Annotated in this window: 17 protein-coding genes and 2 tRNA genes; 8 read left to right on the forward strand and 11 right to left on the reverse strand. The window is 54.9% G+C overall.

Annotated features, from left to right (window positions below):
* Positions 1-72: 72 nt before the first annotated feature.
* The 6 genes from TH2_RS01080 to TH2_RS01105 form a co-directional block, all read right to left on the reverse strand.
* Positions 73-1,671, reverse strand: a complete 1,599-nt coding sequence (locus tag TH2_RS01080) for a hypothetical protein (protein ID WP_008888537.1) — start codon at positions 1,669-1,671, stop codon at positions 73-75.
* A 191-nt stretch (positions 1,672-1,862) separates the two neighbouring features.
* A complete protein-coding gene (gene htpX, locus TH2_RS01085; RefSeq protein WP_008888538.1) occupies positions 1,863-2,864 on the reverse strand; it encodes a zinc metalloprotease HtpX in 1,002 nt (333 codons plus the stop codon).
* 210 nt (positions 2,865-3,074) lie between these two features.
* A complete protein-coding gene (locus tag TH2_RS01090; RefSeq protein ID WP_008888539.1) occupies positions 3,075-6,254 on the reverse strand; it encodes an efflux RND transporter permease subunit in 3,180 nt (1,059 codons plus the stop codon).
* Between the two features lie 38 nt (positions 6,255-6,292).
* Positions 6,293-7,468, reverse strand: a complete 1,176-nt coding sequence (locus TH2_RS01095; RefSeq protein ID WP_238538638.1) for an efflux RND transporter periplasmic adaptor subunit — start codon at positions 7,466-7,468, stop codon at positions 6,293-6,295.
* 135 nt (positions 7,469-7,603) lie between these two features.
* Entirely contained in the window at positions 7,604-8,242 is a 639-nt protein-coding gene (locus TH2_RS01100) for a TetR/AcrR family transcriptional regulator (protein WP_008888541.1), read from the reverse strand.
* Between the two features lie 296 nt (positions 8,243-8,538).
* Positions 8,539-13,374, reverse strand: coding sequence for an NAD-glutamate dehydrogenase (locus TH2_RS01105; protein ID WP_040822218.1), 4,836 nt, complete (start codon positions 13,372-13,374; stop codon positions 8,539-8,541).
* Between the two features lie 369 nt (positions 13,375-13,743).
* On the opposite strand from TH2_RS01105, the gene fabI reads away from it, so the two are divergent.
* Complete coding sequence (gene fabI, locus TH2_RS01110; protein ID WP_008888543.1) at positions 13,744-14,502, forward strand: enoyl-ACP reductase FabI; 759 nt, start codon at positions 13,744-13,746, stop codon at positions 14,500-14,502.
* Between the two features lie 21 nt (positions 14,503-14,523).
* Here fabI and TH2_RS01115 read toward each other — a convergent pair whose 3' ends face one another.
* The 3 genes from TH2_RS01115 to TH2_RS01125 all read right to left on the reverse strand — a co-directional run bounded on the left by TH2_RS01115 (position 14,524) and on the right by TH2_RS01125 (position 15,462).
* The gene (locus TH2_RS01115; RefSeq protein WP_157193754.1) at positions 14,524-15,165 is read right to left on the reverse strand and encodes a DUF488 domain-containing protein; all 642 of its coding nucleotides are present in this window, start codon (positions 15,163-15,165) and stop codon (positions 14,524-14,526) included.
* A 110-nt stretch (positions 15,166-15,275) separates the two neighbouring features.
* Positions 15,276-15,350: transfer RNA gene (locus TH2_RS01120), tRNA-Gly, on the reverse strand.
* Positions 15,351-15,387: 37 nt separating this feature from the next.
* A tRNA-Gly gene (locus TH2_RS01125) sits at positions 15,388-15,462 on the reverse strand.
* A 218-nt stretch (positions 15,463-15,680) separates the two neighbouring features.
* Between TH2_RS01125 and TH2_RS01130 the strand changes: the two genes are divergently transcribed.
* From TH2_RS01130 to TH2_RS01150, 5 genes are all read left to right on the forward strand, one after another.
* On the forward strand, positions 15,681-16,199 hold the full coding sequence (locus TH2_RS01130) for a prolyl-tRNA synthetase associated domain-containing protein (protein ID WP_008888545.1): 519 nt from the start codon (positions 15,681-15,683) through the stop codon (positions 16,197-16,199).
* 134 nt (positions 16,200-16,333) lie between these two features.
* Positions 16,334-17,260: a thioredoxin gene (trxA, locus tag TH2_RS01135; protein WP_008888546.1), complete on the forward strand. Its 927-nt coding sequence runs from the start codon at positions 16,334-16,336 to the stop codon at positions 17,258-17,260.
* Positions 17,257-17,949: an LON peptidase substrate-binding domain-containing protein gene (locus TH2_RS01140; protein WP_008888547.1), complete on the forward strand. Its 693-nt coding sequence runs from the start codon at positions 17,257-17,259 to the stop codon at positions 17,947-17,949. The genes trxA and TH2_RS01140 overlap by 4 nt, the downstream gene beginning before the upstream one ends.
* Before the next feature lie 47 nt (positions 17,950-17,996).
* Positions 17,997-18,185 carry a Trm112 family protein gene (locus TH2_RS01145; RefSeq protein ID WP_008888548.1) on the forward strand — a complete coding sequence of 63 codons (189 nt, stop codon included), beginning with the start codon at positions 17,997-17,999 and terminating at the stop codon, positions 18,183-18,185.
* A 20-nt stretch (positions 18,186-18,205) separates the two neighbouring features.
* Positions 18,206-18,592: a gamma-butyrobetaine hydroxylase family protein gene (locus TH2_RS01150; RefSeq protein WP_008888549.1), complete on the forward strand. Its 387-nt coding sequence runs from the start codon at positions 18,206-18,208 to the stop codon at positions 18,590-18,592.
* A gap of 111 nt (positions 18,593-18,703) precedes the next feature.
* Here TH2_RS01150 and TH2_RS01155 read toward each other — a convergent pair whose 3' ends face one another.
* Both TH2_RS01155 and ubiH read right to left on the reverse strand, forming a co-directional pair.
* Positions 18,704-19,360, reverse strand: coding sequence for an OmpW/AlkL family protein (locus TH2_RS01155; protein WP_008888550.1), 657 nt, complete (start codon positions 19,358-19,360; stop codon positions 18,704-18,706).
* Positions 19,361-19,558: 198 nt separating this feature from the next.
* Positions 19,559-20,782 carry a 2-octaprenyl-6-methoxyphenyl hydroxylase gene (ubiH, locus tag TH2_RS01160; protein ID WP_008888551.1) on the reverse strand — a complete coding sequence of 408 codons (1,224 nt, stop codon included), beginning with the start codon at positions 20,780-20,782 and terminating at the stop codon, positions 19,559-19,561.
* A gap of 574 nt (positions 20,783-21,356) precedes the next feature.
* Between ubiH and glnK the strand changes: the two genes are divergently transcribed.
* Positions 21,357-21,695 (forward strand): P-II family nitrogen regulator, encoded by a 339-nt coding sequence (glnK, locus tag TH2_RS01165; RefSeq protein WP_008888552.1) that lies wholly within the window; start codon positions 21,357-21,359, stop codon positions 21,693-21,695.
* A gap of 23 nt (positions 21,696-21,718) precedes the next feature.
* Entirely contained in the window at positions 21,719-23,047 is a 1,329-nt protein-coding gene (amt, locus tag TH2_RS01170; RefSeq protein WP_008888553.1) for an ammonium transporter, read from the forward strand.
* The last annotated feature ends 55 nt before the right edge of the window (positions 23,048-23,102 follow it).

Here is a 23,102-nt window from a genome sequence, read left to right on the forward strand (position 1 = left end):
AGTCGCAGTCAAAACCCCCGCAGCATCCGCTGCGGGGGTTTCTTTTTGTCTTGTCTGTGCTCAGGATGGGCTTCAGGACGCGTTTGCCGTGTCTTTGCCAAGGCCACCGGTTGCGTCCATAAGCGTCTTGCGATGTCCAAGCTGCGACAGAAAGTTTTCCGAGCGGGTAAAGCCACCCGAAGCTGCACGCGCAGCCCCCTTTGCACCGGCTTCGTTAAATGCCTCGTAGGCCTGTGAATAGCTCATCCGGGCGTGGGTGAGCATTTCGATATCCTTGTGCAGATTGCCGTTGGTCAGATAGACGGTGGCAAGCGCGAACATGATCCGCCCCCAGATATAGGGATGATCGCGCCGCGTGCAGACCTTAAGGGCTGCCTGAAAAACCGGGACAACCTGCGTATCGGGAATGGTCACATCACGAATGGTGGCAGATGATACAATCGCATCCGCCAGACCATAGGCAATCAACGCATAAAGCGGTCCGTGAACACGTGGATTGATCATGCCGAGCGCCCGGCGGTAATGGGCAGCACCCTTATCGACGATCTTGGCATCTTCCTTATCCTTACCGGTCAGGACCATGGCCTCGCCAAGTTTGCAGATCGAAAGGGCACGATCCACCGGCGAGCCCATCGAAAGTTCGATCCTGCGTTCCAGCATCCGCCAGATCGCAATCGACAACTCGCCAGAGCGCGCCTTGAGGTTTGCAATCAATGACCAGTTCACAAGCGATCCATAAAGGGCGAGTGCCGCCGTGGTGCGTGGATCCACCTTGGAAAAATCCGTAACGCGATCAAGCAATTCCGAAAGCTGACTGCTCGGCGCGGCCGGATCATTTTCCGCCAGAGCTTCGCCCTTGAGCCCGGTTGGCGCGGTGGTTTTCCCGGTGGCGGCCACCGGTTTTTCGGCAATATCTGCCACCATCTGGCGGATATAGGGTTCCATGACACGAAGCGCACTTGCGCAATAGGAACGATCACCGGTTTCCGACAGGACAAACGCCCCGAACCCATAGGACAGCGCCGCACCGGCACCAGCGTGCGAAAAAACTTCTCCGCCCAGAACGCGGTCTTGAAGGTCTTCCATGATCGCCGCCAGACGCGCAATCTGAAGGGCGCGCTGTTCACCGCCCCGGGATGTCAGGACAAGCTGCGCGTTCAACAGCACCCGCAATGCCTCGGCAACGTCGGAATGGGTCGGCTGACGGAAGATATAGGTCTGGGGCAGCATCAGGTCATAAAGCGACGATGTCAGGGCATCGCTGACCAGATAGAGGTTCAGATACCCGGTGCTGGCATCCTGACGCCCCCAGAAGACCGTATCGGCATCCTTGCGGTGCGCCATATTGAGAACGCTTAGTTGCGCTTCGCGTATGGCCTGAAACGGATCGGCGGCATCGGGATTTGGTGTAAAGAACTGATCAATCCGAATCCCTTCGCTTTCGGGGACGGATGAAACAGCGGCTGTCACGATATCTGAAATATCATCAACGGAACTTGCACCGATATGGGCGTTGGTATCGGCAGGCGTGAAGCGGGCGATGGCATATCGGCACAGGACATCATCTGTCGCCAGAATATCTCTGGGAGCACCCCCCGTATCATCGACAGTATCGGCACCTGTGATCAAGGATTTGAACACAAGGCCAACCATTGACCAGAAACCAGCCATTCTTGTCCTTATCTGTTCCCTGCTTCTCGGAGCCTGAACAGCAGGGATCTCAAGACTTTAGTAGGGGCATTTTCGTCCTACAAATCAGGTTGGTCAATGGCGTGGGTTGTCATTTCACTCATACCGAAGAATAGGGTACACGATCCCAAAAAGGGTGAAATGACATCCAACAAAACAGTGTTTTACCGGGTTCAGGACTCCCAGGGCCGTTTGCGCTGTCGCGATGCGTTGGGCGTGGAAGAAGCGGGTTTTGATGAATTTCGACCCCACGGGCCACGCGGCGGGGCCGCCTTGGCAACACCTGCACCCTGCCCTGCCGGACGGCCCGATGCATTGCTTGCAGACGTGCCTGACATTTCCTTCAGGCGCGCGATGCGGTTGGCCATGTTGGGATGGGTTGAAAACAGGTTATCAACACCTTTGCCCGACAGCGGGTTGGCAATGTACATGTGGGCCATTGCCGGGTTGCGTTCGGCATCCATGTTCGGGATGGCGTGAACACCCTTATCGAGTTTGTTCAAGGCACTGGCCAGCCACATCGGATGGCCACAGATTTCAGCCCCGATCTTGTCGGCCTCATATTCACGGGTGCGCGATATTGCCATTTGCACGATCATCGCCCCCAAGGGTGCGAGAATGGCAATCAGGATCATACCGATCCCGCCCAGCGGATTGTTGTTGTCGCGGTTGCCGCCAAACATGCCGGCAAACATCGCGAAGTTGGCCAATGCGGAAATCGCCCCGGCAATGGTCGCGGTGATCGTCATGGTCAGGGTGTCGCGGTTTTTGACATGGGCCAGTTCATGGGCCATGACGCCAGCGGTTTCGTTGCGATCAAGCAGTTTCAGCAACCCTGTGGTCGCCGCCACCGCCGCGTTTTCCGGGTTACGGCCCGTGGCAAAGGCGTTTGGTTGCGGGTTTTCAATCACATAGACCTTGGGCATGGGCAGATCGGCATTGCGCGCAAGGTCACGCACCATCGCCACCAGTTCGGGTGCTGTTTTGTCATCGACCTGCCGGGCACTGCGCATACGCAGCAGCATCGCGTCCGAATTCCAATAGGCGAACACATTCATGGCGGCTGCAAACAGCAGCGCGATAATCATGCCCTGTTGGCCGCCAATCATCATGCCAACCGCGCCAAACAGCGCCGTCAATCCGGCCAGCAACAAACCTGTACGCACATAGTTCATGGTCGAAAACCCTTATCGACAAACATTCCGACCGAAAGATAAGGCGAAGTCCGGCCAAGGCAAGGGCCATCGAACCAGACTGAGATATGGCTCACATCAGAAAAACCAAAACGGGGCCGACTTGCATCGGCCCCGTTCGGGAATTTAAAACAGCCGGACCGGCGGGGTCGGGGGAAAAAGACGGTCCGGCTGTTTATGCAACGATATCGGTCACTCCGCAGGCTGGTGTGTCTCAGCCTCATCAAGTGAACGAACATCGTTACGCCGGCCAATCATGCGTACAAGAACATAAAAGACCGGGGTCAGGATCAGGCCAAATATCGTCACGCCCAGCATGCCCGAGAACACGGCAATACCAATCGCGTGGCGCATCTCGGCACCGGCACCACTGGACAGAACCAGCGGGACGACACCCATGATGAAGGCCAGAGAAGTCATCAGGATCGGGCGCAGACGAAGGCGGCTGGCCTCGATTGCGGCCTGAACGGTGCTGCGACCCTGATGTTCAAGTTCGCGGGCGAACTCGACAATCAGGATGGCGTTCTTTGATGCCAGTCCGGCCAGCACAAACAGGCTGATCTGGGTGAAGATGTTATTGTCACCCCCGAACAGATAGACACCAAAGATGGCAGACAGGATGCTCATCGGGACGATCAGGATCACCGCCAATGGCATGGTCAGGCTTTCATATTGCGCCGCCAGCACCAGGAACACGAGCAGGATACAGATCGGGAAGACAAAGATCGCAGTATTGCCGGCCAGGATCTGCTGATAGGTCAGCTCCGTCCATTCATAAGACATGCCCGGCGGCAGGGTTTCATCAAGGATCTTGGTGATCGCCGCCTGTGCATCGCCACTGGAATATCCAGGTGCCGCGTTGCCATTCAGATCGGCAGAACGGAACGCGTTATAGCGCATTGCCGTGTCCGGCCCGAATGTTTCGGAGACTGACAGCACAGAACCAAGCGGCACCATATCGCCGTCTGCGTTGCGCGTTTGCAGGCGCAGGATGTCATCGGGGCTTGAACGATATGGCTTGTCGGCCTGTGCAATCACCTGATAGGTGCGGCCAAAGGCGTTGAAGTCATTAACATACATAGACCCCAGATAGACCTGCATGGTCCGGAAGATCTCGTCAACCGGGATGCCAAGCTGCTGGACCTTGGTACGGTCAAGCGTTGCCTGAAGCTGCGGCACGTTGATGTTGTAGCTTGAAAACACACCGGTCAGTTCCGGTGCAGCCCATGCCTTGGCAAGGACCTGTTTCATCGCATCATCAAGCGCACGATAGCCCTGATCGGAACGATCCTGTACTTGCAGCTTGAAGCCACCGACTGTGCCAAGCCCCTGCACCGGCGGTGCCGGGAAGATGGCGACAAAGGCCTCGTCAATCGCGGCGAATTTCTGCTGGAGCTTGCCGGCAATGGCAAGACCCGACAGATCATCGCTTTTGCGTTCGGCAAAATCCGTCAGAGTGACAAAGACGATGCCGGCACTTGAGCTGTTCACAAACCCATTGATCGAAAGCCCCGGGAAGGCCACAGCACTTTCAACACCGGGTTCGCGAAGCGCGATGTCAGACATTTCACGAATGACGTCTTCGGTCCGGTCCAGTGTGGCGCCCTGCGGCAGTTGGGCGAAGCTGACAAGATACTGCTTGTCCTGAAGCGGTACGAAGCCTGTCGGCAGGATCTGGAAACCCTGATAGGTCGGGGCCAGAAGACCGACATAAAGCACCATCATGATGGCCTTCACGCCCAGCAGGCGTTTCACACCACCGGCGTAAAGATCGGTGCTACGGTTAAAGAACCGGTTGAAGGCACGGAAGAACCAGCCAAAGACAAAGTCCATAACGCGTGTCAGCCAATCTTTTGGCGCGTCGTGACTGCGCAGAAGCACAGCCGACAAGGCCGGGCTCAGTGTCAGTGAGTTGACGGTGGAAATGATCGTGGCAATGGCGATGGTCAGGGCAAATTGCTGATAGAACTGGCCGGTCAGGCCGGAAATAAAGGCAATCGGCACAAACACACCGGTGATGACAAGCGAGGTCGCAATGATCGGCCCGGTCACTTCGCGCATGGCAGCAACCGTTGCATCGCGCGGTGAAAGACCACGTTCGATGTTTCGTTCAACGTTTTCGACGACGACAATCGCATCATCGACCACGATTCCGATGGCCAGGATCAAGCCAAACAGCGACAGGACGTTGATCGAAAAGCCCATCAAAAGCATCAGCGCAAAGGTACCGATGATCGATACCGGCACGGCCAACAACGGAATGATCGAGGCACGCCATGTCTGCAAGAACACTGTTACCACGACAACCACGAGGGCGACCGCCTCAAGCAATGTCATAATGACCGACTTGATCGAACCACGGACAAACACCGTCGGGTCATAGACAATCGAGTAGTCCAGATCGTCGGGGAAGCTTTGTTTGAGTTCTTCCATGGTGGCGCGGACGTTGCTTGAAATATCAAGCGCGTTCGAGCCCGGCGATGCAAAGATCGGGATCGCCACCGCCGGCTTGTTATCAAGCAGGGAACGCAGCGCATATTGCTGGGCTTCCATTTCGATGCGCGCAACATCGCCCAAACGCGTAATCGTGCCATCAGTTTCACGTTTGATGATGATGTTTTCGAACTCTTCCGGGCTTTCCAGGCGGCCGCTGATATTGATCGGCAACTGGAACTGCACGCCAGTGTCATAGGGTGCACCACCGATAATGCCGGCTGCCACCTGAACGTTCTGGCTTTGGATGGCTGAAACCACCTCGCCCGCGGTCAGGTTACGTTCGGCAACCTTGTCCGGATTGAGCCAGACACGCATGGCATAGTCGCCCGAACCAAACAGCCCGACCTGCCCGACACCGGTGATACGCGCCAGACGGTCACGCACATTCAGCGTCGCGTAGTTCCGCAGATACAGCATGTCATAGCGTTCATTGGGCGAACGCAAATGCACAACCATGGTCAGATCAGGCGAACGTTTGGACACCGTCACGCCAAGCTGGCGCACGATATCAGGCAGGCGCGGCTCGGCCTGCGAAACACGGTTCTGGACCTTTTGCTGGGCCAGATCCGGGTCGGTGCCAATTTCAAACGTCACCGTCAGGGACAGATTGCCGTCGGTGGTGGCCAGTGAGTTGATATAAAGCATCCCCTCAACCCCGTTGATCTGTTCTTCAAGCGGGGAGGCAACGGTTTCGGAAATCTCGGCCGGGTTTGCACCGGGGAATTTGGCTTCGACCACAACGGTTGGCGGCACGACTTCCGGATATTCGGAAATCGGCAAACGCCACATGGCAATCAGGCCCGCCAACAAGATCAGGACGGACAGGACGCCAGCAAAGATCGGGCGATCCACAAAAAAGCGGGAAAGATTCTGCATGTTTTTCAGCCTTGCTTTAAAGCGCAGTCACACATCGATTACGATGCGGAGGCCTGCAGAATTTCCGGCGCGACAGGCATACCCGGCCGAACCTTCATGATGCCATTGACGATCACCAGATCACCTTCGTTCAAACCCGACGTCACAATGCGCATGCCATTAATTTCCGAACCCAGCGTTACCTGACGATAGGCAACCGTATTGTCGGGTTCGACAACATAGACAAACTTGCGGTCCTGATCGGTGCTGACAGCTTCTGGCGAGACCATGATGACGTTGCTTTTGGCCAATGTGCCGACCTCAAGGCTGGCAAAGGTGCCGGGCAGAAGACTGCCATCAAGGTTATCAAACAGCGCACGGGTCCGGATGGTGCCGGTCCGCGGATCAATGCGGTTGTCAAAGCTGTGCACGTGACCAGACACATGACGACCATTCGACAACGTCATATTGACCGGAATGGTTTGGGCAGCAGCATCGACTTTGCCGCTGTCGCCAAGACTTGCAAAGAAGGTCTGCTCATCCAGGTCGAAGTCGGCATAGATTTTACCGGTGGAAACAATCGTGGTCAGGATCGGGGCATTGGGACCGGCATTGACCTGGTTGCCGACCGTCAGCTCAACCCGGCTGACACGGCCATTGATCGGTGCTTTGACATAGGCGTGATCAAGCTGGATTTCCGCCAGTTCAAGCTTGGCCTTGGCGCGGCTTACGTCACTTTGGGCAACCTGATGGGCGCTGAGACGTTCGTCATAAACGCGCTTGGAAACCGTGCCGTTGGAAACGAGTTTTTCGGCGCGTTCCTTTTCCTTTTTCGCAAGCGACAGGTTCTGCTGGGCGGCGGCCAGTTCGGCGCGGGCTTCGTCGACCGCGGCCTGATAACTGCGCGGGTCAATCACGGCAAGGATATCGCCCTCGTTGACCAACTCACCGTCTTCAAAAAGGATTTCGACAATCGCACCACTGACCTGCGGGCGCAGTTGCACTTCTTCAACCGCACTCAGACGGCCGGAAAAGTTGCTCCAGAGGCGGACAGATTGCGTTTTGACACCCGATACGGTGACCGGGGTTGCCGGAGGGGCTGCTTGTTCGGTTTGAACCGCGACCTCATCAGCGGCGGATCCGGTGATATGCAGACCATATCCACCGGCGGCAGCAACCAGCGCCAAGGCGGCAGCTGGCAGCAAAATTTTGCGTTTTGATCGAGACTGCATCATTCCATCTTCCAAATAGGTTACGCCGCGCACAGGCAGCACGTTTGGAAGAAAAATGGATACCGATCGGTATGTTTGCAAGTGAATTTAGAGAAAAAAGTGAACTATTTTCTCTAGACAACGAAATTTTCAGGGGATTTAGGCGGCTGTTTCCGCGTCTACATCCCTGTATTTGCATTGTAAATTAAGGATTCGGCAGATGCCGTTGCGAATGTCAGACCGAACGGTATCAAGATCGTTGAAAACCTGGCCATAGGTCAGCAAACCGTGAACATACTGGAAAATCAATCGCGCCAAAGTTGTGGCGTCGCCATCTTCACCCAGCATGCCCTCGCCTTTAAGGCCGCGCACCATGGACGCCAGATATTTGATCTGCTCTTCGGCAAGTTCGCGTGAACAGGCCTGGATCGGCTCATCTTCCGGCCCGACCTGACCACCGGCGGTAAAAATCGGGCAGACACAGACTTCGTTTTCCCCGGGGACGGCATAGCGTTCCTGCTTGTTGCAAATGAGCTCGATATAGCTGTTAAGCTGCTCGAGCGGCGGGACGTCCGGGGAAAAGATGGCGCGAAGCTCGTCCTTGCCCTTTTCCCAATGATGGCGGGCGGCTGCGGCAAACAGCTCCGCCTTGCTGTCAAAGTGATGATAGAACGCACCCTTTGTTACCCCGGCATGCTTGCATACATCACTGACGCCAACGTCGTGGTAACTGCGTGTTGCCAATAGCTCCATCGCCGTTTCAAGCAGCTTGATCCGGGTTTCTGTGGCGTTCCTCATAACATTAACCTGTTTTGTTTATATGTCTCAGATATACATACCGGTTGGTATTTTTCAAGGAATACACCGGCAACATTTTGATCCCATCATATAATAATGGCAGCAGAATGACAGGATTTCCCATTAATTTCCGTGATCTAGCGCAAATCACGCTGCATCGCCTTTTTTGCCAATCGGCGGTATGTTTTCTCAACGACGCGCTATGAGCACAGGCCATTGATTGAGAATAAAAGAAGGGCGCCTGTAACGGGCGCCCTTCCAGTTTTTAAAAACAAAGTCTTCCGACCTCTCAGACGTCAGGCCCCGATCAGGGCGCGGATCTGACGGTTGGCCACCGTGATCATGGCAAGATCGATCTGACCGGCTGAACGCAGTTCGTTGATCAAATCATCACAACGTGCACAGCCACGCTGACGATCTTGCACCCAGATATCGACAAGGTCGGAGCCGGACGAGCCTTTTTTGCCCGCAGCCAGAACCGAACGGGTCAGTTCGCGCTGATGCCCGAACAGATCGTCGATCACGGCCGCCCGTGCCAGTTTCTGCCAATGGGTATCGGCTTCGATCGACTCGGCAGCAGAGCGCATCAGGCCCAACTGGAAACGTGCGCCGACTGCAAAGTAGGTGGCCGACACTTCGATCACATCGCGACCGGTTGCCTCGGCGATACGAACCACGTCACAGATCGCCACCAACTGGGTCGCAGACGCCACACGCCAGGCGAGGTCGTCGGGGACACCTTGGGCGACCAGCGATTTGGCCTTTTGTTCCAGCGCCTTGCGTGCAGCAGCATCCTCGGGGACGATTTCATCAAAGCTTTCAATCACCTTGGAAACCGCCGGGCGGAACATCTCGATCTTTGCGCCGACATTAAGCTCCTCGCAATTGCGCAGGAACCACTGGGTGACATCGTTCACCATGCGATTGATTTCGCGGAACATGCTGGTCTGAAGTTTCGCCAGCACGACGTTATCAAGCGCCTCGATGCCTTCCCACATTTCGCGCAGCCCAAAGACAGACCGCGTGATCAGATAACCGCGCGACACATCAACTGCCGTCATGCCGGTGGCTTCCATCATGTCGTGGACGAACGTACCGCCGACCCGATTGACCAGACTGTTGGTCGCCACGGTCGCAATGATTTCGCGTCTCAGACGATGGTTTGAAATCGCGTTTGCGTATTTCTTGCGAAGCGGTGTCGGGAAATAGCGCACCAGTTCCTCGACCAGAACCGGATCATCGGGCAAGTCGGATTCAAGGATTTCGTCATAAAGCCACAGCTTTGCATAAGGCATCAGAACCGAGACTTCCGGGCGGGTCAGACCTTCATGCGCGTTGGCGCGACGGCTGAGTTCCTCGTCATCGGGAAGGTATTCAATCTCGCGGTTCAGGCGCCCTTCGCGTTCGAGCATGCGGATCAAACGGACCTGTGCATCAAGAATATCGGCCTTTTCGGCGTCGGCATTCGAGATGGCCTGGCTTTGCAGATAGTTATCGCGCAGCACCAGTTCGCCGACTTCGTCGGTCATGTCGACAAGCAGCTTGTTGCGTTGCTTTTCGGTCATGTCGCCGGCCGCAACCACCTCGCCCACGAGGATCTTGATATTAACCTCGTGGTCCGAGCAGTTGACACCCGCCGCATTATCGATCGCATCGGTGTTAAGGCGACCACCGGCGTGGGCGTATTCGATACGGCCCCGCTGGGTCGCACCAAGGTTTGCCCCCTCGCCAATAACCTTTGCGTGGACTTCGCGACCATTGATGCGGATGGCATCGTTGGCACGATCACCAGCATCGGCATTGGTTTCAAGACTGGACTTGATATAGGTCCCGATCCCGCCAAACCACAAAAGTTCGACATCGGATTTCAGGATGGCCTTCATCATATCAGCCGGGGTGACCTTGCCACTATCTAGTCCGAGGACTTTGCGGACCTCGGGTGACGGATCAAGGGTCTTGGCCTTGCGATCAAAGATGTCGCCACCCTTGGACAGGACCTTTTTGTCATAGTCGGTCCAGCTTGAGCGCGGCATGTCAAACAGGCGTTTGCGCTCAGCAAAGCTTTTGGCCGGGTCCGGGTCAGGATCGACAAAAATGTGCATGTGGTTAAACGCCGCAACGAGCTTGATCTGCTCTGACAGCAGCATGCCATTGCCAAACACGTCACCCGACATATCGCCGACACCGGCCACGGTAAACGGCGTGGTCTGGATATTCTTGCCCATTTCGCGGAAGTGGCGTTTGACCGACTCCCACGCACCACGGGCGGTAATGCCCATTTTCTTGTGGTCATAGCCCTGTGAGCCGCCCGATGCGAATGCATCGTCAAGCCAGAAGCCATAATCACGGGCGACGCCATTGGCGATGTCCGAGAAGGTCGCCGTGCCCTTGTCAGCCGCAACAACCAGATAGGGATCATCGTCATCGAGACGCACAACGCGTTTTGGCGGCACGATTTCACCGGCAACGATATTGTCGGTAATGTCGAGCATCCCGCTCATCAGCGTTTTGTAGCAGGCAATGCCTTCCTCAAGGAACGCTTCACGCGTGCCATCGACCGGTGGACGTTTGACGACAAAACCGCCCTTGGAGCCGACCGGGACGATGACCGCATTCTTGACCATCTGGGCTTTGACCAGACCGAGGATTTCGGTACGGAAATCTTCCTGACGGTCTGACCAGCGAATGCCGCCGCGGGCCACCGGACCACCGCGCAGATGGACGGCCTCAACCCGCGGGGAATAGACAAAGATTTCGCGCCACGGACGCGGCAGTGGCAAATCTTCGATCACGGCCGAATTGAACTTGACCGACAGATAGGATTTCGGATTTCCGTCCGCATCGTGCTGGAAGAAGTTGGTCCGAAGGGTCGACTGCACCAAGTTCAGGAAGGCGCGCAAGATGCGGTCTTCATCCGGATTCATCACGTCTTCGAGGCGGCTGATGATGTCAGCCTCAATCGCTGCGACCTCGTCACCCTTGGCCGGATCGCGATCCGGATCAAAGCGCGCAATAAACAGCGACACCAGAGCGGATGCCAGCGCCGGATTGTTGGCGAGCGTCTTGGCCATATAAGCCTGCGAGAAAGCCGATCCGGTCTGGCGGGTATAGCGGGCATAGGCCCTTAGGATCACCACTTCACGCCAATTCAGATTGCCCAGCAGCACAAGGCGGTTAAACGCATCGTTTTCAACTTCACCATGCCAGATGCGGACAAACAGTTCCTGGAACTTGTTGCGCACATCATGGAGGCTGAATTCGCCGTCGACCTCGACCCCGAAATCATGAATGCGAACATCAATCCCGACGTCACGCGGACTGACCGTGAAGGGATTTTCGGTAATGACCTTAAGCCCCATGTTCTCCAACATAGGCAGGACATCCGAAAGCGGCACCGGCGCACCGGGATTATAGATCTTGAAGCGCAGTTCGTTTTCGGCAGCCTCGATCGGGCGATAAAGATTTACCCGCAGGTCATTAGCATTAATGACCTCCTCGATGCGTTCAATATCAAGCTCGGCACTTTCGACCGTGAAGCGTTCACGATATTCCGTCGAGAAGCTTTCACCATAGCGTCGATGCAGTGCCAGACCGCGTTCCTCACCCAGTTCACGCACAAGGACCTGACGCAGGGTATCGGACCAGTCACGGGCCACCTCGACCAGCTGGCGTTCGATATCGGCCACACTGTATTCGGGAAGCTCGCCCGGGTTGGTTTTGACCAAAAGGTGCAAACGCGCAAGCGGGCTATCGCCGATCAGGGTGTAGTGCGCCGTAACCTTGCCATCGAAGGCGTTTTCAATCACGGTCTGGAACTTCAGGCGCAGCTTGGTGGTAAAGCGATCGCGCGGGCAGAACAGCTGACAGGAGACAAACCGTTCAAACGCATCGCGGCGCACGAACAACGCAATGCGTTGACGTTCCTGCAAATGCAGGATGCCCATGCATGTATGATAAAGATCGTCTAGATCGACCTGGAACAGCTCGTCACGCGGATAGGTTTCCAGAATGTTGACCAGTGCCTTGCCATCGTGACTTGCTGGCGGGAAACCGGCACGTTTGACGGTTTCGGCAAGCTTCATACGCAGAAGCGGGATCAGACGCGGGGACAGGTTATAGGCGACCGAAGTAAACAGGCCGACGAACAGGTGCTGACCAACGACCTTGCCCTTGGCATCGAACTGTTTGACGACAATCGTATCAAGATGCACTGGACGGTGAACCGTCGACTGCTTGTTGGCCTTGGTCACCATCAGCAGGTTCGGCTTGGCGACGAAATCCTGTACCTCGGCTGAAAGGTTGCCAATCTGGCGCAACTCATCAAAGACGTGGGTTCCTTCGCGCGACAGAATGCCGAGCTGATTTTTGACCTCGACATCGACCGGGCCCTTTTTGCCAGCATTTTTAAAGCTGTATTCCCGATATCCTAGGAAGGTGAAGTGGTCGTTGTGCAGCCATCCAAGGAAGTCCTGCACCTCGCGCCGGTCCTCGTCTGGCGCGCCTGCCTTGACATCGCCAATCTCATCAAGAACTTCGGTGACCTTTTTAAGCATCGGCTGCCAGTCGCGCACAGCAAGTGCGACATCGGTCAGGCTGTTTTCAAGTGCGTCATGGACCTTGGCCAGAACGTCCTTGTCGGTCTGCTCGTCGATTTCGACATGCATGACCGATTCTCGCGGATCATTGGTTTCTTCAACGCTGGCAACACGTTGCAATTCACCCTTGTCATCACGGGCAATGCGCATGATCGGGTGGATGACAAGATGAACGGTCAGATCAAGCTCATGCAGGGCGGCTGTCACCGAGTCCACCAGGAACGGCATATCGGTATTGTTGATTTCGATCACTGTGTGATCCGACGTCCAGCCATGTTCTTCGAGATCGGGGTTATAGACCCGGATTTTGGCCGTATCGGCCGAGGGGCGCTTTTGCGCGAATTTGTAAAGTGTAAGTGCCGCGCCATAAAGCGAGTCGACCGAGCGACCCGCCATGTCGTCAGGCGGAACATCCTTATAAAAAAGGCGAACGAATGCTTCTGCACCCTTCGCCGTTTCACCAGACATTCGTTGATGGATCTTTTCGACAACCTTGTCGATGACTTCCCGCTTTGGGTCGCCGTTTCGGGCTTTCATGACCAATTTCCCTTTTTCCCGGCTCTGTTTACCAGAACCGAAACACCGATCTTTGCGACCGGTGTCACACACCACTGATTTGTCTCGTTATTTGGGAAGGAAAGCAGGAATTTCCACCATAGACCCACCTGGAAATCCCCTGTGTCCCTTCACGCTTACACATAACGGATCATCTGCCTAAAAACTATGCTTCTGCACAAAAAAAATTCATTTAACCAATAAGCTAGCCTTTGGTTGCCATATCGTCGGTGGACATGAACTGTCACAGAATTTTGCACTTTTTTGCGGCGCAAAACCCGCTACACTTTGAAATACGCCCCGATTTGAGAATTTCTTCGCACTCGCACATGATCCGAAAGGAACCACGGCATGCTTGAAGGCAAAAAAGGGCTAATCGTCGGAATTGCCAATGAAATGTCCATCGCCTGGGGCTGTGCGCGTGTTTTCAAGCGCGAAGGTGCCGACATCGCGGTGACCTATTTGAACGACAAGGCAAAACGCTTTGTCGAACCACTGGCCAACCAAATCAATGCCCCGATCTTCGCCCCACTTGATGTCCGCAATGAGGCACAGGCAGACGCGCTGTTTGCCGAGATCGAACAAAAGTGGGGAAAACTTGATTTCGTGCTGCATTCGATCGCCTTTGCCCCGGCAGATGACTTGCACGGTCGGGTAACCGATTGTTCACGCGACGGGTTTCTGGCGGCGATGGATATATCGTGCCATTCGTTCGCCCGGCTTGCCAAACGGGCAGAGCCATTGATGAGCGATGGCGGTGCACTTTTGACCGTGACCTATATGGGATCGGAGCGCGTGATTGATCACTACGGGGTCATGGGGCCGGTTAAGGCAGCCCTTGAAAGCACGACTCGCTATATGGCGGCCGAACTGGGCCCGAAAGGCATTCGCTGCCATGCAATTTCACCCGGGCCGCTTTTAACCCGCGCAGCATCCGGGATTGCCGAATTTCAACATCTGATGGACCAGGCTACTGATCGCGCGCCGTCCCGTCGTCTGGTAACAATTGATGAAATTGGTGAATTGGCCGCGTTTTTAGCCAGTGATCGGGCAAAATCATTGACCGGTGATGTGGTGCATATTGATGGTGGCTATAACATCATGGGCTGAGCCACGGGTTAGCATCGCTGGCTAGCGTCGCTTGATCGCATCCTCGGCCTTGGGGGCGACGCGCTTGATTTGGCGCGCCAATGCCAGTTTGGCTTCGGCATCCGGGTCGGGTGCGGCGGCGGCAAAAAGATCGGGGACATCCCCGCCGTTGATTGCGATCATGCGGGCATCGGTTTCCGCCTGACTTTCGACCCGACCATCGACCAGATGGCAAAGATCAAACCCGGCATCTTTCAGGGCTGGCGCAATCAGAAGCGTGCGATGACAGTCCAGCGGGTCCTTTTCGGCACACATCAGGCAGATGCGATATTTTTCCGCCCCTGAAACCAGCCGTTCTATCCCCGATTTGAAATCAGGCCGATCTGCCATCAGGCCATAATCAAGCTGCCCATCAGGGTAAAGTTCCGGAACTTGCGGCTTTCCGCCCATCACATCGCCCATGAACACATAGGCAATACCGTTTTCCCGCAGGAACGGCCCGAAGCTGTCAGAGTCGAATGCTGTCCAATAACTTGATCGTTTGAAGGTCCGAATATCTGCCACCGCCGTGATGCGGTGGGCCTTGAAAAGCGCAAGCAGGCTTTCACGGTCATGGCCTGCATAGCCGACTGTGTAGATCAGGCGCCCTGATGACGTGGATTTAGTATTATTCGGATCAGACATCACAGAAGCACACGACAATTCGCATTTGCTTGCAAGCGCGAAACAGTCGACAGCCTTGGCCCAAATGCAAAAAGACCGCCCCGAAGGACGGCCTTTTATGACTTTCATCATGGAGCGGGCGAAGAGATTCGAACTCTCGACCCTAACCTTGGCAAGGTTATGCTCTACCCCTGAGCTACGCCCGCATCATCATGAAAGCGATGATATATGAAACCGGTCTGATGGAGCGGGCGAAGAGATTCGAACTCTCGACCCTAACCTTGGCAAGGTTATGCTCTACCCCTGAGCTACGCCCGCGTTCATCAGATTGTTTCTGCCCCTGTGGAGCGGCGCGGATAATAGCCCAACAAAGAGCGATTGCAACCCTTTTTTCTTTGAAATCGCGACATCAGGAATTTTGGCGGTTTTCCTTGACTTTAAGCGCCCCAATTGTCGAAATCCGACCCGATTTATGCAAATTTGCGTCCGGTTTTGAACTTGGTTATCTTTTGGCGCACAGCCACAAGGGAAAGAGCATGAGTGATCCATCAACCCCGCTTTTCGATCATCTGGCCAAATTGGGTATCGAAACGAAAACACATGAACACGAACCGTTGTTTACGGTTGAGGATTCGCAGGCACTGCGTGGGGACCTGCCGGGGCTTCATTCCAAGAACCTGTTTGTCAAAGACAAGAAGGGCGCATTGTGGCTGGTGGTTGCCGAGGAAGAGACCGAAATCCGCATGAACCACCTGCACAAGCGGCTGGGATGCGCGCGCCTGTCGTTTGGCAAGCCGCAGCTTCTGATCGAAACGCTTGGCATAAAACCGGGGTCCGTCACCCCCTTTGCATTGCTCAATGATCGGGACCGCAAGGTCAACTTGGCCCTTGATGCCAAGCTTGCCAACGGGGATCTGTTGAACTTTCACCCCTTGCGAAATGACCGCACCACGACAATTTCCTCGGCAGACCTGTTAACCTTCATCGGCTCACTTGGCTATGAGGCGATGATCATTGATTTTGATGCCGAACCCGCCGCGGCTGATGATAAATGAACCACGGACATCTGAGGTAAGCCCTTAAATCTTCTTATATTCAAGTATAAGTGACACGCAATATCACATAGCTGCCTCTTGTCGTCCGGGCATGGCGGTATCATCTAGAATTCAGAATTAGCGAGTGAACAATAATGTCGATCATTCTTGATGCGAATGCGCCGGATGGCGCCACCACCCAAAATCGGGATTCTGACCTGATCAAGGACAGCAGTGTCGAAACCTTTGTCCAGGACGTTATCGAACCGTCGATGGAAGTGCCGGTGGTTGTCGATTTCTGGGCACCATGGTGCGGACCGTGCAAAAGCCTGACACCGGTGATCGAAAAAGTCACCCGTGAGGCTGGCGGGCGCGTGAAACTGGTCAAGGTCAATATCGACGAGAACCAGGAACTGGCGATGCAGCTTCGCATCCAGTCGGTGCCGACCGTGTACGCATTCAAGGGCGGCCGCCCGGTTGATGGTTTTCAGGGTGCGCAGCCCGAAAGCGAAGTGCGCGCATTCTATGAAAAACTCGCTGGTGGTCCGATTGAAAGCCCGATCGAGGGACTGCTTGAACAGGCGAGTGCCGCACTTGCCGAGGAAAACTTTGAAGCAGCCCATGGTCTTTATGTCAGCGTGCTTGAACGCGAACAAGACAACGAAACCGCAATAGGCGGCATGATCCGTTGCATGGTGGGCATGGGTGAAGTTGAAGAAGCCCGCCACTTCGTTGACAACATGGCCGATGTTGATCGCCTGAAGGCACCGATTGCAGCCGCGATCAGCGCGCTTGAACTGGCCGAGACCGGGGTTTCGGGTGAAGACCTTGAAGCCGCGCGTGCCAAGGCAGAAGCCAACCCGAACGACCCGCAGGCTCTTTATGATTACGGCATGGCCTGTTTTGCCAAGAACAAGCGTGAAGAAGCGGTCAACGCCATGATCACAATCATTCGCACCAACCGCGAATGGAACGAGGACGCAGGACGCACCCAGCTCCTGAAGTTTTTTGAAGCCTGGGGTCCGATGGACCCTGCCAGCGTCGCCGGACGCCGTGCATTATCAACGGTATTGTTCTCATGAGCATATGCGGCCCCTTTGATCCTGAACTTTCGGACCTTCCGGAAACTATGCCGGTATTCCCGCTAAGCGGTGCCCTTTTGCTGCCGCGCGGGCATTTGCCGCTCAATATCTTTGAGCCGCGCTACATGAATATGATCACGGATGCGCTTGGACAAGACCGGATGATCGGGATGATTCAACCCCGACCGGATCAGCGTAACGCTTATTTCATGGACCCGGATCGCCCGGAGATCTTTTCGACAGGATGTGCGGGCCGCATTACCGCCTTTAGCGAAACCGACGATGGACGGTTTCTGATCACGCTCACGGGTGTCTGCCGATTTAACGTGATCGAGGAATTGCCCGAAAATTCCGGCGGATATCGCCGGGTGCGTGGCGATTTCGCGCCGTGGAAAAAGGATCTGACCACACCCAAGGAAGACGATACGCCGATCAATCGTGATCGCCTGCGCATGGCGCTTGACGCCTATTTCGCGCAACATTCGCTACAATCATGCTGGGACACACTGGCTGACAGCGATGATGAAATGCTGATCACCACCATTTCCATGGGCTGTCGCCTCAGTCCACTTGAAAAACAGGCTTTGCTCGAATGCACAACGCTGTATGATCGCGGCGATATGCTAACGTCGTTGCTTGAAATGGCGGTCCATGCCGATCCCAAGCACGCACACAGCAATGCCAACTGAACATACTTGCCGCCGCACACGGCAAATCCAACCCGAAGGCTGAATTGATGACCGCGACCCATAGCCCGGTAGACCCGAAACTTCTTGAGATCCTTGTCTGTCCGGTGACCAAACAGGCGTTGGAATATGATCGTGAAAATAACGAACTGATCAGCCCAAAGGCCGGTCTTGCCTATCCGATCCGCGACGGCATTCCGATCATGCTGCCCGACGAAGCCCGTGCCATAGAAGACTAAGGCAAAGGTTGCCTTCCACCATGCCCAGCGACGGTTTTACGCCTGCTTTCACCCCGGCTGAAATCAACTATCTGCGTGATGACCGCATTCTGGAAATCATCTGGGATGACGGTGTTCAAACACGCCTTGGCGCCGAGTTGCTTCGGGTGGAAAGCCCGTCTGCCGAAGTTCAAGGCCATCATCCGTCAGAAAAGAAGATCATCGCCGGCCGCAGGCATGTCGGCATCATCGATATTGTGCCGGTCGGGAATTATGCCGTGCGTATTACCTTCGACGATTTGCACGATAGCGGCCTGTTTAGCTGGCAATATCTGCGCGAACTGCACGAAAATCAGGACAAGCTCTGGAACGACTATCTCGCCGCACTCAAAGCACGCGGCCTGTCACGCGACCCTGCCAAACGCTGACGCCCCCCCCTTTTCTTTCCAGAAATCCCAAAACAAAAACGGCCCTGCCAAAGACAGGACCGCTTTTCGTGTCTTGCTGTCCGGGGAGGTTATCCTCGGACGCACGCTTTGTTAGAAGCGATAGCCAATACCGAGACCGAAGACCCACGGGTCAAGATGGGCTTTGGAGGTGTTCGCACCGTTATTGATGCTGACATCGGTATCAAGGAAAATCTTTTTGACGTCGAGGTTGACAGACCACGGACCAGAAATCGCATAGTCAAAACCAGCTTGGAAAGCGTAGCCAAAGCCGTCGTCATATTTGACAGAGTTGAACTGGCCCGGCTTGGAGTCATAGAAGAAGGTGTAGTTGATACCTGCACCAACATACGGGCTCCAGCGGCTTTCCGGCATGAAGTGATACTGCAGGGTCAGGGTCGGCGGCAGAAGGCGCACAGAACCAGCATCAAGGCTCGGGTTCGACCAATCCAGATCATGCTGCGTGGTTGCTGCGATCAGTTCGAGCGCGATGTTGTCAGTCAGGAAGTAGGAAAAATCGACTTCCGGAACAACGTCGTTGCTAAGTTGGCCTTCGCCAGAACCAATCGTGTCATCATAGGTATCTTCGTCCGGCACCATAGCAATGGCACGTGCACGAATTACGATGTCGCCAGCCTGTTTGGTTTTGAATTCGGCGGTCTGTGCGGAAGCCGGATTGGCAGCAACAAATGAAGCGGCCATCATGCCACCCAACAATGCGGCACCAAGGAGTTTGGATTTGAATGACATTATCTGTCCCCTGTTAGTTTGATCAACTCGAGGGGGACATTGCGCTTTTCTGTTTGCTGACTTGTTGACACAAATCAACAATCACTCACAAAAAACGACATGTTTTTGAATGGTTTTAAATGACCTTTGATCACCTATAGCGATTTTTCGACCGAAATCCCTAGCGAAAGTTCCCGGTTGTGGCAAAAGGCGATCCGGTTACAGCGGCTTTCCCTGCATCAGTTTTGGCAACGTGCCGGCATAGCCCATCGCATGCGACATGAAGGTCTTTTTTAGGGGCGGGATTTTCTCGACAATCGCCAATCCGATATCACGCGCCCAACGGATCGGCGCGATATCATTGGAGAACAGGCGCGTGGTGATATCGGTTACCGCCAGCATCACCGTGTTATCGAAACGACGCCATTGTTCATATTCTGCCAGCACATCGGCACTGCCGATATCACGACCGAGACGACGGGCATTGACCAGAATTTCTGCCAGAACCGCTACATCGCGGATCCCCATATTCAGCCCCTGACCGGCAATCGGATGCATGCCGTGCGCCGCATCACCAATCAGCGCCAAGCGATCCTGGGTGTAGTGATAGGCGTGCTGTAGCCCAAGCGGATAGCAGAAGCGCGGCCCGATAACTTCAAGATCACCAAGATAGCCGTCAAACCGGCGATGCAGTTCATCAAGGAAGGTCTGATCATCAAGATTGACCAGATAATTGGCCTGATCCGTGCCCTCGGTCCAGACAATCGAGCAACGGTTATCGGTCATCGGCAGGATTGCAAATGGGCCTGCCGGCAGGAAATGCTCGACCGCCAGCCCATTGTGGGGCTGCTGGTGCTTGACGGTGCAAACCACCGCACTTTGCTTATAGCTCCAGTTATAGGTCTTGATGCCTGCCCATTCGCGCAACATTGATTTGCGCCCTTCCGCCCCGATGGCAAGTGGTGCGCGCACGACTTGCCCGCCAGCCAGCGTAATGGTCATGGCACCCTGATCACGTGCAATCGTTTCGACCTTGGCCGGTGCAATCATTTTGACCAGATCGTTTTTTTCGATGGCACGATAAAGCGCACTGCGCGTGACAAGGTTTTCGACGATATAGCCAAGCGGCTCGTTACCGACATCATGATGGTCGTAATGCAGGAAAAGCGGGCTTTGACCGTCGGCAATGCGGATATCAAGGATCGGCTCCGCACCATCGGCCATGTTTTCCCAGGCACCGATCACCTCCAAAACCGATTTGGAGGCGGCGGCAATCGCACAGGTACGGCCATCGTAATTGGCCGTCAGGATGGTTTTGGGGTCTGCATAATCAATCACCACCGACTTGATGCCGCCATGGGCCAGCGCCAAGGCCATAGAAGCACCGTTCAAGCCGCCCCCAAGAATAATGACATCGGTTTGAAGTGGCTGCTGATCATGCATATCGCAATTTCCTGTGTCGTTTGGCCTTGGCCAGTGATGCCGGTTTACAGTGCAGCTTGGCATCCTGCGTTGACCTGACGCAATAGGGCGTCGTGAAAGCGTTGTTTGCACATCTTTACCCTGCCAGATACGCAGCCACAACCCGCACCGATCATCGACGCGCAGTTATCACACCTTTGCCAGCGCAACATCGGGCCAAAACCATCTTTGACAACCGTGAATGCGCCATCGCCACCTGCCAAGGCATATCACCCCTTGGTTGCGACAAGGCCCGCGGAACAGGAATGCGATTTGCCACAGAGCCTTGAGCTGTAAGCGCTTTTCAATTACGCGACAGGTTGATTAAAAAATATGCATATTTTTTGAACAGCCACAGATTTTGTGCAGATTTTAATCCGGTCATCACAGAACGAAGTCATAATTCCATCGGATCAATTCATCATTTTATACAACAAAAACAGCAATTTAAGATTTTTATTCTGAATCTGGCACGATTCTTGGTTTGGAGACTGCGACTGCGAAATCGTGATTACCACGTTGGTACTCAACGGATATGCCGGGAGGTCGCATTATTATGAAACTTGTTACTGCTGTCATTAAGCCGTTCAAACTGGACGAAGTCCGTGAAGCGCTTAGCGCACTGGGCGTCCAGGGTTTGACGGTCACCGAAGTTAAAGGTTTTGGTCGCCAGAAAGGTCAGACCGAAATTTATCGTGGTGCTGAATACATGGTCAGCTTCCTGCCGAAGGTGAAGCTGGAAGTCGCCATCACGGATAATCTGGTTGATCAGGTTGTCGAAGCCATCACCAAAACTGCTCAAACCGGGAAAATCGGGGACGGTAAGATTTTCGTTCTTGATGTGAATCAGGCGGTTCGTATCCGTACTGGTGAAACCGGCGACGACGCCCTGTAAGTCCAGAGACAAGGGGAGACATTATGACTATTTCCATGAAGAAAACCGGCCTTGCTGCGGCTGCAGCTACCGCCCTTCTGGCAATCGCTTCTCCGGCTTTTGCTCAGGACGCAGGCGTTCCGGCTGAAACCCAGTTCATTCTCAACAGCTTTAGCTTCCTGTTCAGTGGCGCAATCGTCATGTTCATGGCGGCTGGCTTTGCTATGCTTGAGAGCGGCCTGGTTCGTACCAAAAACGTTACCACCATCCTGCTGAAGAACATTTCGCTCTTCGCAATCGCAGGCATCATGTACTACCTCATCGGTTACAACCTGATGTACATGGATGTATCTGGCTGGATCGGCTCGCTGAGCCTGTGGAGCGCAGATGACTCCGCTGCCCTTGGTGGCGACTTCTCTGGCGGTTATTCCGCAACGTCCGACTGGTTCTTCCAGATGGTCTTCGTTGCCACCGCAGCTTCGATCGTATCGGGTACTGTTGCCGAGCGTATCAAACTGTGGCCGTTCCTGATCTTCGTCGTTGTTCTGACTGGCGTTCTGTATCCGATCACCGGTGCATGGACCTGGGGCGGCGGCTGGCTGTCGGAAATGGGCTTCTCTGACTTTGCCGGTTCCACCATTGTTCACTCGGTCGGTGGCTGGGCTGCTCTGACCGGTGCGATCATCCTTGGTGCACGTAAAGGCAAGTACGGCGAAGACGGTTCCGTTCACCCGATGCCGGGTTCGAACCTTCCGCTTGCAACGCTTGGTACCTTCGTCCTGTGGCTTGGCTGGTTCGGCTTCAACGGCGGTTCCCAGCTTGCTATGGGTACCGGTGCTGACGTCATCGCCATTGCCAACATCTATGGCAACACCACCATGGCTGCTGCCGGCGGTGTGGTTGCAGCAATCATCCTGACCCAGATCCTTTACAAAAAGGTCGACCTCACCATGGCACTTAACGGTGCACTGGCTGGTCTGGTCTCGATCACGGCTGCTCCGGACACCCCGACCATTGGCTCGGCGATCATCATCGGTGCCATCGGTGGTATCCTGGTTGTTGTTGCGGTTCCGCTGCTCGACAAACTGAAAATCGACGACGTTGTCGGTGCTGTTTCGGTTCACCTTGTTGCTGGTATCTGGGGCACCCTTGCTGTTCCGTTCACCAATGACGGTGCATCCTTCGGTACGCAGATCACCGGTATCGTTGCAATGGGTGCCTTCACCATCGTTGCTTCGTCGATCGTATGGCTGGCTCTGAAGTTCACTGTTGGTATCCGCCTCTCCGAGGAAGAAGAAGCCAACGGTTCGGACGCGACCGAGCTTGGTCTGGAAGCCTATCCGGAATTCGGTAAGGGTTCCCAGCGCTTCTAAGCAAGACTTTCTGACAGGTGCCGTGTTCGCACGGCACCTGATCGATCAGATCAAA

Origin of the sequence: Thalassospira profundimaris WP0211, from assembly GCF_000300275.1 — a bacterium.
Taxonomy (GTDB): domain Bacteria; phylum Pseudomonadota; class Alphaproteobacteria; order Rhodospirillales; family Thalassospiraceae; genus Thalassospira; species Thalassospira profundimaris.